Source organism: Micromonospora sp. NPDC049523 (genome assembly GCF_040676775.1).
In the GTDB taxonomy this organism is placed as follows: domain Bacteria; phylum Actinomycetota; class Actinomycetes; order Mycobacteriales; family Micromonosporaceae; genus Micromonospora_G.
Genome location: NZ_JBFAPP010000023.1, coordinates 88933 through 103815 on the forward strand (window position 1 = coordinate 88933; position 14883 = coordinate 103815).

15 protein-coding genes are annotated in these 14883 nt (G+C 70.6%); 11 read left to right on the top strand and 4 right to left on the bottom strand.

Features of this window, described 5'->3' with window-relative positions:
• The first annotated feature begins 57 nt into the window (after window positions 1-57).
• The 4 genes from AB0J90_RS29020 (at window position 58) to AB0J90_RS29035 (ending at window position 3370) form a co-directional block, all read left to right on the top strand.
• A complete protein-coding gene (locus AB0J90_RS29020; RefSeq protein WP_363601192.1) occupies window positions 58-1224 on the top strand; it encodes a CoA transferase in 1167 nt (388 codons plus the stop codon).
• Window positions 1206-2003 carry a citryl-CoA lyase gene (locus AB0J90_RS29025; RefSeq protein WP_363601194.1) on the top strand — a complete coding sequence of 266 codons (798 nt, stop codon included), beginning with the start codon at window positions 1206-1208 and terminating at the stop codon, window positions 2001-2003. Before AB0J90_RS29020 ends, AB0J90_RS29025 begins: the two co-directional genes overlap by 19 nt.
• 11 nt (window positions 2004-2014) lie before the next feature.
• Window positions 2015-2878, top strand: a complete 864-nt coding sequence (locus tag AB0J90_RS29030) for an extradiol ring-cleavage dioxygenase (protein ID WP_363601196.1) — start codon at window positions 2015-2017, stop codon at window positions 2876-2878.
• A gap of 129 nt (window positions 2879-3007) precedes the next feature.
• Window positions 3008-3370, top strand: a complete 363-nt coding sequence (locus tag AB0J90_RS29035; protein WP_363601198.1) for a hypothetical protein — start codon at window positions 3008-3010, stop codon at window positions 3368-3370.
• A gap of 81 nt (window positions 3371-3451) precedes the next feature.
• On the opposite strand, the gene AB0J90_RS29040 is transcribed toward AB0J90_RS29035, so the two are convergent.
• Window positions 3452-4279 carry an IclR family transcriptional regulator C-terminal domain-containing protein gene (locus AB0J90_RS29040; RefSeq protein WP_363601200.1) on the bottom strand — a complete coding sequence of 276 codons (828 nt, stop codon included), beginning with the start codon at window positions 4277-4279 and terminating at the stop codon, window positions 3452-3454.
• A gap of 490 nt (window positions 4280-4769) precedes the next feature.
• On the opposite strand from AB0J90_RS29040, the gene AB0J90_RS29045 reads away from it, so the two are divergent.
• The 6 genes from AB0J90_RS29045 to AB0J90_RS29070 all read left to right on the top strand — a co-directional run bounded on the left by AB0J90_RS29045 (window position 4770) and on the right by AB0J90_RS29070 (window position 9164).
• Window positions 4770-5270, top strand: coding sequence for a DoxX family protein (locus AB0J90_RS29045; protein WP_363601202.1), 501 nt, complete (start codon window positions 4770-4772; stop codon window positions 5268-5270).
• A gap of 27 nt (window positions 5271-5297) precedes the next feature.
• On the top strand, window positions 5298-5696 hold the full coding sequence (locus tag AB0J90_RS29050; protein ID WP_363601204.1) for a hypothetical protein: 399 nt from the start codon (window positions 5298-5300) through the stop codon (window positions 5694-5696).
• 4 nt (window positions 5697-5700) lie between these two features.
• Window positions 5701-6417: a VOC family protein gene (locus AB0J90_RS29055; protein WP_363601206.1), complete on the top strand. Its 717-nt coding sequence runs from the start codon at window positions 5701-5703 to the stop codon at window positions 6415-6417.
• 407 nt (window positions 6418-6824) lie between these two features.
• Window positions 6825-7343, top strand: a complete 519-nt coding sequence (locus AB0J90_RS29060) for a MarR family transcriptional regulator (RefSeq protein ID WP_363601208.1) — start codon at window positions 6825-6827, stop codon at window positions 7341-7343.
• Complete coding sequence (locus tag AB0J90_RS29065) at window positions 7340-8005, top strand: NAD(P)-binding domain-containing protein (protein WP_363601210.1); 666 nt, start codon at window positions 7340-7342, stop codon at window positions 8003-8005. Before AB0J90_RS29060 ends, AB0J90_RS29065 begins: the two co-directional genes overlap by 4 nt.
• Window positions 8006-8081: 76 nt before the next feature.
• Window positions 8082-9164: an Atu2307/SP_0267 family LLM class monooxygenase gene (locus AB0J90_RS29070; protein ID WP_363601212.1), complete on the top strand. Its 1083-nt coding sequence runs from the start codon at window positions 8082-8084 to the stop codon at window positions 9162-9164.
• Window positions 9165-9224: 60 nt separating this feature from the next.
• Here AB0J90_RS29070 and AB0J90_RS29075 read toward each other — a convergent pair whose 3' ends face one another.
• Together AB0J90_RS29075 and AB0J90_RS29080 are read right to left on the bottom strand one after the other, a co-directional pair.
• A complete protein-coding gene (locus tag AB0J90_RS29075) occupies window positions 9225-11702 on the bottom strand; it encodes a hypothetical protein (protein ID WP_363601214.1) in 2478 nt (825 codons plus the stop codon).
• Between the two features lie 175 nt (window positions 11703-11877).
• Window positions 11878-13302 carry an aldehyde dehydrogenase family protein gene (locus tag AB0J90_RS29080; protein WP_363601216.1) on the bottom strand — a complete coding sequence of 475 codons (1425 nt, stop codon included), beginning with the start codon at window positions 13300-13302 and terminating at the stop codon, window positions 11878-11880.
• A gap of 166 nt (window positions 13303-13468) precedes the next feature.
• On the opposite strand from AB0J90_RS29080, the gene AB0J90_RS29085 reads away from it, so the two are divergent.
• Complete coding sequence (locus AB0J90_RS29085) at window positions 13469-14302, top strand: helix-turn-helix transcriptional regulator (RefSeq protein WP_363601218.1); 834 nt, start codon at window positions 13469-13471, stop codon at window positions 14300-14302.
• A gap of 26 nt (window positions 14303-14328) precedes the next feature.
• On the opposite strand, the gene AB0J90_RS29090 is transcribed toward AB0J90_RS29085, so the two are convergent.
• Window positions 14329-14760 (bottom strand): VOC family protein, encoded by a 432-nt coding sequence (locus tag AB0J90_RS29090; protein ID WP_363601220.1) that lies wholly within the window; start codon window positions 14758-14760, stop codon window positions 14329-14331.
• Window positions 14761-14883 lie beyond the last annotated feature (123 nt).

Sequence of the window (14883 nt, forward strand, 5' to 3'; positions counted from 1 at the left end):
GCCGGCACAGACTGGCGTTCACGGACAATCGTCCGTGATGCGGACGGAGGCATGAGCATGGCGGATCGGAGCGGTGCCGGCGGCTCGCCGGGGCCCCTGGCCGGACTGCTGGTGGCGGACTTCTCCCGGATTCTCGCCGGGCCGTACGCCACGATGCTGCTGGCGGACCTCGGCGCGGAGGTCATCAAGGTCGAGGGCCCCGCCGGAGACGACACCCGGACCTGGATGCCCCCGGTCCGCGACGACGTCTCCACCTACTACCTGGGCATCAACCGCAATAAGCGGTCCATCGCCCTGGACCTGCGCTCGCCCGACGACCTGGCCGCGGCACGCGAGCTGGCGCGGCGCGCCGACGTGATGATCGAGAACTTCAAGCCCGGCGGCCTGCGTCGGTTCGAGCTGGACTACGACTCCGTGGCGGCCGGCAACCCCGGCGTCATCTACGCCTCGATCAGCGGTTTCGGCACCGGAGCCGGCGCGTCACTGCCCGGCTACGACCTGATGGTGCAGGCGATCTCGGGGCTGATGAGCCTCACCGGTGACCCGGACGGTTCGCCGTACCGGGCCGGCATCTCGGTGTTCGACGTGATGGCCGGGCTGCACGCCTCGATCGGCATCCTCGCCGCACTGCACCACCGCGACCGTGGCGGTGCCGGCCAGCACGTGGAGGTGAACCTGCTGTCGTCGGCACTGTCCGGCCTGGTCAACCACAGCAGCGGGTACGTCGCCGGTGGCGTGGTGCCGTACCGGATGGGCAACGCCCACCCCAGCCTCTTCCCGTACGAGCCGTTGCCGACCTCGGACGGCGAACTGATCGTCATCGCCGGCAACGACGGGCAGTTCCGCAAGCTCTGCGCGGTGCTCGGCCTGCCGGAACTCGTCGACGACCCGAGGTTCGGCCGCAACCAGGACCGCACTGCCCACCGGGAGGAACTGCGACCGCTGCTGGTCGAGAGGCTGCGTACCCGGACCCGCGACGAGTGGTTCACCGACCTGATCGCGGCCGGCGTGCCCTGCGCGCCGATCAACACCATCGACCGCGGCGTCGCCTTCGCCACCGAACTCGGCCTGGACCCGGTGGTCACGGTGGGCGAGGGGGAGGCGGCGGTGCCGATGGTCCGCAACCCGATCACGTTCTCGGCCACCCGAGCACGTTACGAACTGCCCCCGCCGGGGCTCGACGAACATGGCGAGGAGATCCGCAAGTGGCTGACCCAGAGCTGAGCTTCCCCACCTCGATCGGCACCTCCGACGCCAGCACCATCCGGCTGCTCGGGCAGGACCTGGCCGCCGACCTGATGGGCAAGGTCGGCTTCGGTGAGCTGGCCTTCTGGCTGGTCGCCCAGCGCCGCCCGTCGCCGTCACAGGTGCGGCTGTTCGAGGCGGTGCTGGTGGCGCTCGCCGACCACGGCTTCACCCCGACCGCGATCGCCGCCCGGATGACCTACCTCAGCGCCCCGGAGGCGCTGCAGGGTGCGCTCGCGGCCGGTCTGCTCGGCGGCGGTTCCCGCTTCCTCGGCGTCACCGAGGACAGCGGCCGGTTCCTCGCCGACGCGCTTGCCGAGGCCGGCGAACCGCCCGCCGACGACGCCGGCTTCGACGCCCTCGCGCTGGCCGCGGTCACCCGGGCCCGCGCCGAGCGCCGGCTGGTACCGGGCCTGGGCCATCCCGTGCACAAGGAACAGGACCCGCGCACGCCGGTGCTGATCCGGATCGCCGACGAGGAGGGGCTGCACGGCCCCCACCTGCGGTTGTTCGAGGCGATCGGCCGGGTCCACCCGCAGGTGCTCGGACGTACCCTGCCGCTCAACGGAGCCGGTGTCTGCGGTGCCGCGCTGGCCGACCTCGGGCTGCCGGTCGACCTGCTGCGCGGCTTCGCCCTGCTGGCCCGTGCCGCCGGCCTGCTGGGGCACCTGGCCGAGGAGCGCCGCAACGGCCTCGGCATGGAGATCTACCGGACCGTGGACCGCAACGCTCGTTACGTACCACCCACCCCCGCCTGAAAGGAGTCGCGATGGCCACCATCGCCGCGGTGATCGCCTCCACCCACCATCCGTTCTACTACCGGGCCAGTACGGCGCAGGGCGAGGACCGGCCGCCCTTCGCCGACGAGTGGGTCCGCAAGATCACGGCGTTCCGGGAGACGCTCACCCGGGCCCGGCCGGACGTGCTGGTGATGGTCGGCTCCGACCACTTCCACCAGCTCTGGCTGGACAACATGCCGCAGTTCCTGATCGGCAAGGCGCCGTTCTACGACGCCAACTGGTACAACGAGGAACGCGAGTTCGGCCTGCCGCGGATGCTGCTGCGCGGCCAGGAGGACCTGTCCGGGCACCTGCTGCGGGAGGGGCTGGACGCGGGCTTCGACCTGGCGTTCAGCAACGAGCTGCGGATCGACCACAGCATCACCTGCCCGATCATCACCCTGCGGCCCGAGGCCGACCTGCCGATCGTGCCGATCTACACGAACATCTTCGCCCCGCCGCTGCCGCAGCCCAAGCGCTTCGTCCAGCTCGGACAGACCATCCGCGAGCTGGTCGAATCCTGGCCCAGCGAGCTGCGGGTGGCGATCATCGGTACGGGTCACCTGTCGCTGGAACTCGGCGGCCCGCGCCAGTTCGGCCCGCACGGCCCGGATCCGGAGTTCGACCGCCGGGCGGTGGAGTGGATCGCCAACGGGGACCTGGACGGCTGCCTCTCCGAGATCACCCTGGACAGCCTGCACGCCCCCGGCAACGCCACCCACGGCTTCATGGACTTCATGCTGATGATGGGTGTGGCCGGCGCGGGCGTGAAGGCGGACCACGTCGACACCCTCGACCTGTTCCACACCATGGAGGCGTACTTCACCTGGTACCCGAACGGGGTGCCCGCATGAGCGAGCGAATCGGTCAGTGCAGGTCCAATGGCGGTACGGAGCGCAGCGGAGGACCGGCATGAGCGAGCACAGCGAGCGAATCGTTCAGTGCAGGTCCAATGGCGGTACGGAGCGCAGCGGAGGACCGGCATGAGCAAGTACCTGATCGACAAGTTCCTCTACCTGGTGGACCGCGATCCGGAGCTGGTGGAGCGCTACCGGGACGATCCGCGCGGCACGGTCGACTGGTGGGAGGCGGAGCGGGCCAACGAGCTGCTCAACAGCCACACCGGGGAGGCCAGCACCTGGCTGCGCTTCACCGACGCCGAGCGGGAGGCGCTGGCCGCGCACGACTATGTCCGGCTGTTCGAGCTGGGCGCCCACCCGTTCCTGACGCTGACGCTGTTCATCGCCATGTTCGAGCGCGACCACGCGGAGCCGCTGGCCTTCCAGAAGGAGTACGCCGTCCGGCTGGCGCACTTCTCGTTGCCGTACCCGGACATCGCCACCTGACGCCCGGCGTACGTCAGCCGCCCGGCCGCACCGACACCACCGTCACCGGCTGGGCGGCCCCCGGTCGTGCACCGTCGCTCGTCATGCCTGGCCGGCGGGGTCCCCGGCGGCCGGCGACTCGACCTGGGGGCGGGACTGCCAACGCGCCCAGTCGGCGCTGATCGCACTGGCCGCCTTGATCAGGTACGGCAGGTGCTGCTCGACGAGGGTCTTGACGCTCGTCTCGACCGAGTTGACGGTCACGTTCATCGCCGCCCGCACCACGCCGTGGCCGTCCCGGATGGGCACCGCCACCGAGCGGATGCCCGGGGCCAGTTCGTCGTCGGCGAGTGCCCAGCCGCGGGCGCGTACCTCACGCAGGGTGGTGTCGATCGCGGTACGGGTGTGCCGGACCCGTGGCTGCACCCCGGACCGGCTCGGCAGCGCGAGTACGGCGTCGAGGTTGTCCGGGTCGAGGGCGGCGAGCAGGACCTTGCCCTGGGAGGTCACCTGTGCGGGGAACCGGGTGCCGATCTGCACCCGCAGTGCGATGATCTTGGGCACCGCCACTCGGGCCATGTAGACGATGTCCGACCCGTCGAGCTGTGCCATCGACGTCGACTCTCCGGTAGCCGCGACCAGGTCCCGCATGTGCGGGCGGGCGATGTCCCACAGCGACAGTGCGCCGATGTACGCCATGCCCAGCTCCAGCACCCGGGGGGTGAGTTCGTAACTGCCCGCCTCGGCCCGTACGTAGCCGAGTTCCTCCAGGGTGAGCAGGAAACGCCGTGCGGTGGGTCGGGCCAGCCCGGCGGCGGCGGCCACCTCGGTGAGGCTCAGCCGGGGGTTGTCGGCATGGAACGCGGTGATCACGTCCAGTCCTCGGGCCAGGGCCTCGATGAAGTCCGGTCCTTCTCCGCGCTGCGCCATCGTCGCCTCAATCCGTCGTACCGTCTCGGTTCTGCTGTTGACCGGGGGTGACCCGCGGTGGTCGCCGCCGTCCGGGGACGCCGCGCGGGTACCAGTCCATCACGCGGCGCAAGGCGGCCCTGGACCGCGCCCGGTGTCCCGACCCGCGCCGTACGTGGGCCCGGTGTGGTCGCCCGACCGGCCGAGCCGGAGGCCCTCTGACCGTTCAGCGAACACCAGTCCGCGATCTGGCGCAATTGTTCCGGCTTGGGTCTTGACATTACCCAGGTGCGGGCGGAGATTGTGACTCGCGTGCCGTCCGTGTAGCGGACGATCGTCCGTACCAGTGGTTTTCCAAACGGCTCAGCTTCCGGAGGAGAGTCATGGCACCGTCGCCCGTGGTTGTCTCCGCCCGCGCTACCGCGGACGGCGCCATCCCAGCACCAATCGCCTACCGTCGCGTCCCCCCGGTCACACGTCGGCCCGCCGAGTCGATCCCCGGCGGTGCGGCATGAGCCTCGGACTCCTGCTGCTGCGCCTGCTCCTGGCGGCGCTGCTGTTCGGGCACGCCACCCAGAAGCTGTTCGGGTGGTTCCGTGGACAGGGCCCGACCGGTACCGGCGCGATCTTCCACGGCTGGGGTGTCCGGCCGGGTCCGCAGATGGCGGTGCTGGCCGGCACCGCGGAACTGGTCGGTGCGGCGCTGATCGCGCTCGGACTGCTGACCCCGCTCGGCGCCGCCATCGTGATCGGCACGATGACCGTCGCGGCCGCGGTCAACGTCTCCAACGGTTTCTGGGCCCACCTGGGCGGCTACGAGGTCGCCTTCGTCTACGCCGCACTGGCGGCCGTGCTGGCGTACACCGGGCCGGGTGCCTGGTCGCTCGACAACCCGCTGGGCCTGGGCGACCTCGCCGGCTGCGGCTGGGGCACCGCCGCCGTCGCGGTCGGCCTGCTCGGCAGCGTGCCACCGCTGCTGCGCCGCAGGCAGGTCCTCGCGTCCGAGCAATGACCGGCCGCTGCCGCTCGGTGGGCACTCGTGGACGGTCGTCCGATCTGCGGGACCCGCGCAGCGGCGGCGGTACCCAGTCTCGTCGACCACTTCGTGGCCGAAGACAACTGGGCCATGGCGATCAGCATGGCCCAGATGGTGCTCCGCGAGTACGAGGCGGGTCTCGCCACCGATCCGCAGGGCTACGCGCCGCTCGTGGAGCAGGCCAAAGCACGGATCGACCGGTTGACCGCGCAGGCGGACGCGGCCGGCGCCCCGACGATGATCCAGCCGAGCGGGTACGCCCGAGCGCTGGTCGCCTCGTCCAACCCGAACCCGACGCCCGAGGTTCCTCACGCTCACGCGTGTGGCGGGTTTTGGTGGGCGGGGGGCGATGGGGGCGGCAGCGCGGTGCGGCGAATTTGTCGGGGGGCGGGGGCAGGATGAGGGGATGACTGTGACAGGACGCCTGGAGCTCGTCGCGCTCGACGCGCCGGACATCGAGAAACTCGCCTCGTTCTACGCGGAACTCGCCGGTTGGGAGATCATCCGGAAGGAGTCCGAATGGATCACCGTGCGGACCGCGGACGGCCAGGAGGTCGCCTTCCAACTCGCCCCGGACCATGTCGCTCCTCAGTGGCCCGGGCAGGAGCATCCGCAGCAGTTCCACCTCGACCTGCTGGTCGACGGGCACGAGGCGGCGGCGCAACGGGCCGTCGAACTCGGCGCCACCCGGCTCGCCGACGGCCCGACCTGGATCACGCTGGCCGACCCGGCCGGTCACCCGTTCGACCTGTGCCAGAGTGACGGCGTCGGCCCCGCGATGGGGTTGTTCGCGGCGACCATCGACGCCCCCGACAGCCCGGCGCTGGCGCGCTTCTACGCCGAGCTGCTGGGCATGGAGGTCACCTACGAGGGACCGGAGGGTGCGCTCATCGCCGGTGACGGCAAGAGCGTGATGTTCCAGCAGGTGAGCGAATACAACCCGCCGGCTTGGCCCGACCCGGCCAAGCCCCAGCAGGCACATCTCGACATCCTCGTCGACGACCTCGACGCTGGGCAGGCGCGGGCGCTGGAGCTGGGTGCGTCGCGGCTGAACGGCGGGGGCGAGAAGTTCCGCGTCTTCGCCGACCCGGCGGGGCATCCGTTCTGCCTGACCTCCGCCTAGGAGCCGTCATCCGGCTGACCTCTGGCGCCTAGCGCGTCAGCCGGCGGGGCCGGCGGATCCCGAGCCCGTGGCCCCGCCGGGCGTCGGCGGAGTGAAGGTCCGGCGCCGTGCCGTGCCGTCCCGTGCCGTGCCCGTGCCGTGCCCGTCCCGTGTCGTCCCGTGCCGTGCCCGTGCCGTGCCCGTCCCGTGTCGTCCCGTGCCGTGCCGTCCCGTGCCGTCTCGTCCCGTGTCGCGCCTCGGCAGCGTGTCCACTCGTCTGGCGCTGACCGTTATGTCCCGAAGGCGCCGTCATCGGGTGTTCTTCCCGCCTGCTCGTCGTCCGACGGTCCCGGCCTGCGGTCGACCCATCATTGACGTGTCAATCACGCGAGCTATGGTTGACGCGTCAAGGAGATGAGGTGCGGACCATGCGGGTTGGCGAGGAAACCGCGGGCGTGGCGGCCCGGCAGCGGCTGACAGCCGGGGAGCTGGCGATCTGGCGGTCGTTGCTCGACACGACCGACGAACTCCGCAAGCTCCTGGGAGCGCAGCTATTACAGGAGTCGAAGCTCTCGCCGGCCGACTACCAGGTGCTGTTGGCGCTCAACGAGGCGGACAGCCGCCGGATGAGATCGTCGGAACTGGCCGAGAGCATCGACTGGGAGCGCAGCCGCCTCTCGCACCATCTCGGCCGGATGGAGCGGCGCGGTCTGATCCGGCGCGACGACTGCGCCACTGACAACCGGGGTTCCGAGGTTTCGCTCACCGACGACGGAGCGCGGATGTTCCGGGCCTCGACCGCGCCACACCTGAGGGCCATCAAGCAGAACTTCGGTGACGCCCTGACGCCCGAGCAGTTCGAGGCGCTCGCCGACATCCTGCAGGCGTTGCGGCGTCACCTCCACCCGGAACCGGGCGCCGCCCCGGCCGAGGAGCGTCGACCATGACCGACGGCGCGTCCGTGCCGCCGCCGATGCCGCGGATCGCGGTGCTCGGTGCGGGGCACACCGGGCCGGTGATCGCGCGGGTCGCGCTCGCCGCCGGCTATCCCGTGACGATCGCGGCCTCCGGCGACCCGGCGCGAATCGCCCTCATCACGCAGGTGCTGGTGCCGGGAGCCGAACCACGCTGGGCCGCCGACGCCGTCACGGACGCCGACATCGTGGTGCTGGCGATCCCGGTGCACCGGTTCGCGACGTTCGACCCCGCCCTCGTTGCCGGCAAGGTGGTCGTCGACACGATGAACTATTGGCCGCCGATCGACGGCGTCCAGGAGATGTTCGACGACCGCCGATACGGCAGCAGCGAGATCGTCGCGAGGCGGCTCGCCCGCTCCATCGTCGTCAAGTCCTTCAACCAGTTCGGCTACCACGAACTCGAGGAGGAACGGCGACCGCCGGGCTCACCCGAACGCCGTGCGCTCGGCGTCGCCGGGGACGACCCCGCCGCGGTGAAGGTCGTCGCGGAACTCGTCGAGCGCATCGGCTACGACAGCGTACGGCTGGACAGTCTGCGCGCCGGCCGCCTGCTGGAACCGGGCGGTCCTGTCTTCGGCGCCTCGCTGCGCCGGGCCGAGTTCGAGCTGGCCCTGGAGACCGAGCCGGGCTAGTGGCGTCGCGCCACCCGCCGTCGCATCACCGCTCAGGCGCGCCATCCCACCACCATCCAGAACAGAGAGACTCGACGTGAGCACCGCACCCCAGGACGCCGTACCGACCGCCGTGGGCGAGACCGGGAAGTTCCCCCTCGTCCTCGGCCTCGACACCTTCGGCGACGTCGGTCACGACGAAGGCGACCGCCCGCTCACCCACGCCCAGACGATCCGTAACGTCGTCGAACAGGGTGTCCTCGCCGACCAGGTAGGGGTGGACTTCTTCGGCATCGGCGAGCACCACACCGACGACTTCCCGCTGTCGGCGGCCGATGTCGCGCTCGCCGCGGTCGCCGCGCGTACGAGCCGGATCCGGGTCGGGTCGGCGGTCACCGTGCTGAGTTCGGACGACCCGGTACGGGTCTTCCAGCGCTACTCCACGCTCGACGCCATCTCCGGCGGCCGGGCGGAGGTGATCCTCGGCCGCGGTTCCAGCATCGACTCGTTCCCGCTGTTCGGTTACGACCTCGCCGACTACGAGAAGCTCTTCGAGGAGAAGGCGCACCTCTTCTCCGAACTGCTCAAGGGCGGTCCGGTGACCTGGCAGGGCAAGACCCGCGCCCCGCTGCGCAACCAGGACGTGGTGCCGTACGTCGAGTCCGGGCCCTTCCCGGCCTGGATCGGTGTCGGCGGCAGCCCCCAGTCGGTCATCCGCGCCGCGCGTTACGGCTACTCCCTGATGCTGGCGATCATCGGTGGTTCCCCGGCCCGCTTCGCGCCCTTCTCCGAGCTGTTCCACCAGGCGCTGGAGAAGCTCGGGCAGCCGGCGCGACCGGTGGGAGTCCACTCGCCCGGACACGTCGCGGCCACCGACGAGCAGGCCCGCGAGGAGTTCTGGCCGCGCTACCTGGAGGTCATCCGGCGCGTCGGCAAGACCCGCGGGTTCGCCGTACCGACGAGGGATTCGTTCCAGTTCGAGATCGGGCCCGACGGTGCGCTCTACGTCGGCTCGCCGGAGACCGTCGCGCGGAAGATCGCGGCGAACCTCACCGCGCTCGGCGCGACCCGCTTCGACCTGAAGTACGGCATGGGCGGCCTGTCCCACCGCGCGCTGATGACCAACGTCGAGCTGTACGGCACCCGCGTCATCCCCCGCGTACGCGAACTCCTGTCCTGAGCGCGGCCGATACCCCACCGTGGGGTCGGCGACCTGCCCGACCCCACGGTGAGTTCGCCTTCAGACGGCGTCGTCGTCGAGCACGGTGAGCCAGGCGAAGCCGTCACCGATCACGGCACCGGTGGGCGCCGAAATCGTGATCTTGTAGCGCAGGGCTGCGGTGTTGACCGCCGTGTTGCCGACGAGCGGCACCTCGATCCGCGCCCCGGTGGCCCCCTTGGGGATGGTCACCGGGAACGACAGCAGCGGCACCTGCCCCGCCGAGGCGGACCCGCTCGCTGCCGCCTGGACCTGGACCGTCGCGGCGCTCCTGAGCCGGTCGTTCAGGGTCAGCCGCATCGTCGCGGTGCCCGGTCCGGCCCCCTCGCCCACGGTGGCGTCGGCGATGCTGATCTGCGTCTCCCCGGTGGCACCGCCCTCGCCCACGGCCGGGCTGTCGAAGGTGATGTCGGACAGGTACGCACCACCCGTGGACGTGGCCGGGCGTACGGTCACGAAGCGGATGTCGCGCAGGTCCACCCCGCGCATCGCCTCGACCGGCAGGCGGACGGTACGCAGCCAGGTCTTGCCCAGCCGGCTGATCCCGTTCGGTGTGTTCGTCGAGGCGGGGAAGGGATCGAGGGCAGGGCTCACGGCTCCCACCCGTACCGTGGAGGTACGGCCGGACCGGTCGACCACCGCGACGTCGAGGTCGACATCTCCCACCGCGGCCTCGTCCCGCGCCAGGCGCAGGGTGAGCGCGTCATACCTGCGCACGTCCCGGTCACCCGGGGCGAGGGCCACCCGCACCTGCGGGGACGCGGACGCCGGGCTCCACTGGACGCGCAGGACCGGGCTGGTCGGGACCGACGTGGCGAAGGTGGCCGGCGTCCAGTGCGGGATCTTCGACGTTGCCGTGGTCGACGAGCACGGTGTGTCGCCGACGGCAACCCGCGAGGCCACGCTGTAGCAGTACGCGCCCAGGTCGAAGCCGGAGACCGAGACGTTGCCGGCCGGACGTTCCAGCGGGGCGAGGTCCAGGCGGCGCGAGCCGGGCTGCTGGGCCTGGGTGTACACCTCCGCCCGGCCGGTCGAGGGCACGGTGCCGTCGGTGCCGTCGAACAGCGGCAAGAACGCGGTCTCCCCACCCTGTACGAGCCGGAAGAACCCCGCCATGTACGCCGTACCGACGGCGCGCTGCTCGGCGCTGGTCAACCGGGTCGGGCTGGCGCTGCCGCACACCTCGTCGTTGGCCGGCGACCAGTCGTCGTTCGACGGTGAGACGGAGACACCGGGAGTCCACTCGGTGTTGAAGAAGTTGTGGTTGGCGCCCATGACCATGAGGGAGGAACGCAGCACGTTGTCGTCCACCGAGTAGCGGGTGTCGTCGAAGAAGTGCTGCCCCTGCTGGTTGGAGACGTCGCCGTCGCAGTAGGGGAGCAGCACCGCCATCGGGACGTCCGGCAGGGTGGGCCGGCCGAAGTCGACGGGTGCCAGCGGCAGTACGGCACGGATCCCGTACGGGTGCCGGCCCTCGGCGTTGAGCAGTGCGGCTTCCACCACGCCCTCACCGCCCCGCGAGTGGCCCATCAGCCCGACGTTGCGCAGGTCCAGCCGCCCCGACAGCGGGTGGCGCGACCATGGCAAGCCCTTGCTGTCGTTCCATTTCGCCAACAGGTCGAGATGTTTCATCACCAGTTGCCCACGCGCCAGCGCACCGTTGTCGTCGGTGTTGGTGGCGTCCTTGGCGTTGATGCCGTTGGCGCTGATCGACACCACGACGTAGCCGTGGCTGGCCAGGGACTCGGCGGTCTCGGTGTAGCCGAGGTAGCTGTCGATCGGGACGAACCCGGTCAGGCACGGCCAGTTGCTGTTGTTGGTCTGCCGGGTGGTGGGGTTGTAACACGCCGAGTGCCGGCCGTGCAGGAACACCACCACCGGGCGCTCACCCTTGGCACGGGCCGGTGCGTACACCGCGGCGCGCAGCTCGACCGGGAGGTTGTCGAGGCCGGACAGGGTCGTGGCACTGTCGCCGAGGTTGTAGTCGAGGCGTTCGACGGCGTAGCGGCCCGGTGTGGCCGGGTCGGTGTAGACCGGCTTCCGCTTGTGCGGGCCCTTGCGGGTGAACGGCACCGGGGCGGACCGCTGCGGTGACGGCTGGAGGTCCGGCACCGAGCCGTTCCAGCCGACGTCGACCCGCTCGGCGCCGGTGACGGCGGCGTCGGTGGTCTCGGTGCTGAGGGTGAATCCGTCCGCGGACTCCTTGGCGGTGCCGATGATGCGGCCGTCGACGGCCAGTTCCGGTACGGCGTCACGGACCGGCAGCGGCTCGTCGAGTCGCAGCGAGACCCGCCATCCGCCGTCCGGCAAACTCTCGACGTTGAACTCGTTCGAGGCTGCCGACTCGTCGACGGCGAGATCGTGCGTCGAATCGTCGGCGGGGCTGGCGGTGGCCGGAGCGGTGATCAGGACGGGGGCGGCGAGGCAGCCGGCGAGCACGGCGGCCGACAGTGCGGCCACCGTCCGGGCTCGGCCGCGTGGTGGGGCGAAACGGGCCATCTTCGGTCTCTCCTCCTCGCGCTGTGTGGGTCAGCGCGAGCGGACACTATGGAGCCCAGGTTCCAAATGATCTCTATCGAGGAAACGGCCTCGTTACCGAACTTCGCAAGATCGTCCAACCGCGACGTGTCGGGGAGCCACCACACACCCGTGGCGTGGTGGCTCCCCGCGAGGATCAGCGCTGGATGGACTTGGTCTCCAGGAACTCCTCGAGACCCTGCCGGCCGAACTCACGACCGTTGCCGGACTGCTTGTAACCCCCGAACGGCGCGAGCGGGTTCCACTGGGCGCCGTTGATGTCGACCTGGCCCGTACGCAGCCGCTTGGCGATCGCCAGGGCGTGCTCGCTCTCACCGAAGACGCCGGAGGTGAGCCCGTACACCGTGCTGTTGGCGATCTCGACGGCCCGGTCCTCGTCCGGGTACGGGATGATCGTGAGCACCGGGCCGAAGATCTCCTCCTGGGCGATGGCGGAGTCCGGGTCGACGTTCGCGAAGATCGTCGGCCGCACGTACGCGCCCTCGGTCAGCCCCTCGGGCCGGCCCGGACCGCCGAACACCAGGGTCGCGCCGTCGGCGATCCCTCGCCGGATGTAGCCGTCGACCTTCTGCCGGTGTGCCTCGGACGACATCGGGCCGATCCGGGTCGCCTCGTCCAGTGGATCCCCGACCGTGTACGCCGCGGCGGCGGCGACCGCCAGTTCGACGACCTCGTCGTGCCGGGACGCCGGTACGAGCATCCGCGGCCACGCGCCGCAGACCTGGCCACCGTTGGAGAAGGCCATCATCAGGCCCTTGCCGACCGCCTGCTCCAGGTCGGCGTCGTCCAGGATGATGTTGGCGCCCTTGCCGCCGAGTTCGAGCGCGACCCGCTTGACCGTCTCCGACGCGACCGCGGTGATCCGCCGGCCCGCCCGGGTGGAACCGGTGAACGAGACCATGTCGATGTCCGGGTGGGCCGAGATCGCTTCGCCGACCACCGGACCGGTGCCGTAGACGACGTTGAAGACACCCGCGGGCAGGCCGGCCTCGGCGGTGACTTCGGCGAGGATCCGTGCCGTCAGCGGCGCGATCTCGGACGGCTTGAAGACCATGGTGTTGCCGGCCACCAGCGCGGGCGCCAGCTTCGAGACGATCTGCTGGAGCGGGAAGTTCCAGGGCGTGATCGCCCCGACGACGCCGATCGGCTCCCTGACGATCAGGGAGTTGCCGACCTGTTCGGTCCAGTCGAAGTCCGCGGCGAGCGCGGTCACCGACTCCACGACCGCGACCGGGAAGCCGACCTGGGCGGTCCGGGACATGGCGATCGGCGAGCCCATCTCGGCGGTGATCGTGGTGGCGATCTCCTCGACGCGGGCCTTCAGCCCGTCGGAGATGCGTCGCACCACGGCTGCCCGCTCGGCCGGTGCGGTCGCGGCCCAGTTCGGGAAGGCGGCCCGGGCGGCGGCCACGGCCCGGTCGACGTCCGCGGCGGTGCCGGACGGTACGTCGGTGACGATCTTGCCGGTCGCCGGGTTCACCACCTGGATGGTCTCGGAGGATCCGGCGACGGCCTCGCCGCCGATCCAGTGGGCGGGTACGGGGAAGGTTGCTGTGTCCATGGACCGACCGTGGCACCGCCACGCGGAAGCGGCCATGTGCTCCCTATCCGTGTATCGGCAGTACCTGGATCAGGCCACCGGATGGTGTGAACCTTGGAACGGAACAGCGATTTGCTGCGAATTGTTGTGGATCAGGACGCCCCACTGCGACGAGGAGACCAGGATCGTGGATCGAGCCAGACTCGCCGACTTCCTCCGTACGCGTCGGGAGGCGCTCCAGCCCGAGGACGTGGGACTGCCGCGCGGACAGCGCCGCCGTACCGGCGGGCTGCGGCGCGAGGAGGTCGCCGTACTCTCCGACATGTCGATCGACTACTACAGCCGGCTGGAACAGCAGCGTGGCCCGCATCCGTCCGAGCAGATGCTGGCCTCGCTCGCCCGGGGGCTGCGCCTGTCGCTGGAGGAACGCGACCATCTGTTCCAGCTTGCCGGCTACGCCACCCCGCAACGGACCATACGCGCCGAGCACATCAACCCCGGCATGATGCGCATCTTCGACGGTCTCGAGGACGCTGCCGCCCAGGTGGTCAGCCACCTGGGGGAGACGCTGCGGCAGACCCGTCTGGCGGTCGCGCTGCTCGGCGACGAGAGCGCGTACGCGGGCCTCGCGCGCAGCAAGCACTACCGGTGGTTCACCGATCTCTCGTCGCGGGCGATCCACCCCGAAGAGGACCATTCCACGCAGAGCCGGCTGATGGTCGCGAACTTGCACGGTGCGTACACGCGTGACGGCAGGGGCTCACGTGCTGCCGAGATCGTCGAGGCGTTGCTGCCGATCAGCCCGGAGTTCGCCGAGCTGTGGCGGGAGCATCCGGTCGCCGGACCGTACTGCGCGCCGAAGCGCATCCAGCACCCGCAGCTCGGCCTCGTCGAGCTGTACTGCCAGACGCTGGTCGACCCCGACCAGTCCCAGCTGCTGGTGGTCTACACCGCCGCACCGGGCACCGAGAGCTACCGGAAACTGCAACTGCTGTCGGTCATCGGCGACCAGCGCGTCTGACCGGTGCGCGACGGGAGAAGCCGGCGCTACTTCGCGAAGATCTGGCTCTCGTCGCGGAAGGCCTTGAACTCCAGCGCGTTGCCGGCCGGATCCCGGAGGAACATCGTCCACTGCTCGCCCGGCTCGCCCGCGAACCGCAGGTAGGGCTCGATGACGAAGGCGATACCCGCGTCCCGTACCCGGCCGGCCAGTTCGTGGAAGTCCTCGACGGACAGGACCAGGCCGAAGTGCGGCACCGGGACCTCGTGTCCGTCGACCGGGTTGCGTCCGGCGTCGACCCGCTCGGCCACCGGCACGACGTGGGTGACCAACTGGTGGCCGTAGAAGTTCCAGTCGACCCAGTGGTCCGTCGAGCGCCCCTCGGCCAACCCGAGCACGCCGCCGTAGAAGCCGCGTACGCGCTCCAGGTCGTCGACCGGAATCGCCAGGTGGAAAGCAGGACGGGTGGTCGCGGTCATCGCGGACTCCTCTGTCGTGCGGGGCACGTCACCCAAGGGCGCGCCGACAACGTGATCTTCACGCACAACGACGGCCGGTACAACACCTGCGGCGCCCGAGCCGGACGGAGCGGATATCACGAT